Raw genomic sequence first — 2,686 nt, forward strand, 5'->3', positions numbered from 1 at the left:
ACTACAAGCTTTTCCTTATTACATTTTAAATCTACTATATTATTTACATATGCACTATTAAATGAACCATTAATTTCAATTTCTAATCCATATTCATTATAAGTCATCATAGATTCATAAATTCCATTAAATACTCCATCTAATCTTATTCCTGTACAACCTAAATCTACAAAGAATTTCAAATCTTTTGGATCTATATCTATATTTTTTAAAACTTCAGGATTTATATCTATGAAAACTCTCATACCTAAATCTCTTGCATAAGTTAATATATCTCTATAAATATCTACTTGCTTTAATGCCTCTTCTTTTTCTTTTGAAACCTCAAGCATTGATGTAAATATTCTTTCATATCCTAAATTTCTAGCCTTTTTAATATACTCTAAATTTTCCTCTTTCGAACTTAATAATGGATAAACACTAATTCCTAACCCCATATCTTCATCTCCTAATTTTAATCTATTATTATATAGGAACTTACCTTTTATTTCCTATATTTTCATTTTAAATGAATCATCTTTTCCTGTCCATTTTTATATTTATGTTTACTATGTCATAATATCCTTCTCTAGCAAAATATGCTATCATTATCATTTCTATAGAAATCATCATGTATTTTATAGCCTTAACTTCATCAATAGTAAACTTATTTACACTTTCATAAATAAAAATGAGCCAAGACTTCCATTGTATCTTAGCTCATAAATCTCATTTTCTTTTATAGTCCCTGTAAATAAAAAATACATCTTGAGCTACTATGGACATGCCCTGACCTACAATACCTTGAAGCATTTCAAAAAAATAAAAAAGTTTTTGGTTCATTTGCTTTTAGTTAGTTTTCCCACAAACCCCGGGCAAACGGACTAGCTATTAGCTGTTCCGTGCCACGGGGTTTGGATTTTAGTTTTAGTTTTAATTTTTAATTTTTATTTTGTACCGGTGATTTCCTATTCTATATTAATTAAGCATTGCTTTATCTATAAATTCACCAACACTATTTGTCATATTAAATGGTTCGTATTCTTTCCACATTTCTAAGTTGGATAATAATACAACCTGCTTCTCTTTTCCATCTAATTTATAATTTAATAAATCATCTATCATATCAACTTCTTTAGAATCATTTGATCCATATACAACTGATCCTACTGAATTAAAATTCTTAACTAATATATAATACATTTATCTAATTCCTCCTTTAAGAGTTCTTTATCTACTTTTCTAAGCGTATTATTTAAGTTTTCCCAAGTTTAGTTTTATAACTTATTGCATCTAAAGTTCTAATTAACTTGTTAGTATCCACATTACTTTTCCTCTACAAATAAACAATATAAATTTATATTATTTCTATAATTTATTATAGCATAAGGCAATAATAGGTTTAATATTATCACCTTAAATTCTTACTACTAACTTAAAATTATCTAATCGAAAACTAGGAATTTACTTCTCCATCTTAACAAGATATTCAGTAGTACCTTCTTCAAATTTCTTTTCACCTGTTAAATGAAAACCATGTCTTTCATAAAAAGAAATTGCTCTTATATTTTTTTCTAATGCCCACAAATTATCTGCCTTAAGTTCATTAATTGCAAATTTTATAAGTTCTTTACCAATTCCTTCACTTTGGAAAAATGTATCTACATATATTTTGCAAAGCTCTTTTTTATTCACTTGAATAAAGCCATTTATTAATCCATTATCAAATACATATGTATTTTTAATTATTTCATCTTTGTTGAAATAATTATTTGCTAATGAAACAACTTGTAATTCACCAAACGAAAACCTTTCATCTTTAAAAATTGGAAAAAAATTTATTCTATTATTAAAAACATATATTTCAGCTATTCTTGATAAATCACTTATTTTTGCTTTTCTAATATTCATTATATATCTCCTTTATAAATTCCTATTTATCTCTCACTTTTAATTTATTACAATACACTTTACAAATTAAACTCCATTTCTGATTGTTTTTTCACTTCAATACTAATTTATATAACCATATTCCATTCTGATAAATTCCCCACTGCCCATAGGTGTTTCTTTTTTATATGTTTTCTTAATTTCAAACCCTATTTTCTTATAACATTTAATTGCTCTTTTATTAAAAGAACGAACTTCTAAAACAATTTTTTTATTTTTATATAACTCTCTACACTTTTGTACTAACAATTCCATTACATTAAATCCTATTCCATGTCCACATAAAGAAGGTCTTAATCCAATTCCAGCTAAAACAAACTCACTTTTTTCCTGTGCTCTTACATAACCACATAAATTATAATAATCATCAACTACAGCAAAAAATTCTTTTTTTCTTTTAACGTCTATAGTAATCGCCCATTTTTCATCTAATGCTTTTTTCCATGCAGGATAATTATATATGGAATATTTATTATCATATTTCCAGTCACAAATTTCTTTTGCATATTGTTCTGTAAATTCTACTAATTTTAATCTCAATAAAACCACCTCCAATAGTTTTATTATACTTCAAAGCTCTCATTAAATATTAAGCTTTTCATATATTCCACCTTTAGCTATGCCCTAACCTGCAATAACTTGAAGAATTTAAAAAATAAAAAAGTTTTCGGCTCATTTACTTTTGGTTAGTTTTCCCACAAACCCCGGCAGACTGTGAAAAAATGCATATATTTTGTATAATCTAAAGATAGATTTA

The 2,686-nt window shown here is 25.7% G+C and carries 4 protein-coding genes; all 4 read right to left on the reverse strand.

Features of this window, described 5'->3' with window-relative positions; genetic code table 11:
- On the reverse strand, positions 1-437 hold a 437-nt coding region (locus Q0W06_RS19540), incomplete at its 3' end, for a MupG family TIM beta-alpha barrel fold protein (protein WP_297639834.1).
- A 520-nt stretch (positions 438-957) separates the two neighbouring features.
- Entirely contained in the window at positions 958-1,182 is a 225-nt protein-coding gene (locus tag Q0W06_RS19545; protein WP_003432113.1) for a DUF6718 family protein, read from the reverse strand.
- Positions 1,183-1,443: 261 nt separating this feature from the next.
- Positions 1,444-1,890 (reverse strand): GNAT family N-acetyltransferase, encoded by a 447-nt coding sequence (locus Q0W06_RS19550; protein WP_297639848.1) that lies wholly within the window; start codon positions 1,888-1,890, stop codon positions 1,444-1,446.
- A 102-nt stretch (positions 1,891-1,992) separates the two neighbouring features.
- Positions 1,993-2,469, reverse strand: coding sequence for a GNAT family N-acetyltransferase (locus tag Q0W06_RS19555; protein WP_297639850.1), 477 nt, complete (start codon positions 2,467-2,469; stop codon positions 1,993-1,995).
- Between the last annotated feature and the right edge of the window lie 217 nt (positions 2,470-2,686).

Origin of the sequence: uncultured Clostridium sp., assembly GCF_947072515.1 — a bacterium.
Lineage (GTDB): Bacteria > Bacillota > Clostridia > Clostridiales > Clostridiaceae > Clostridium.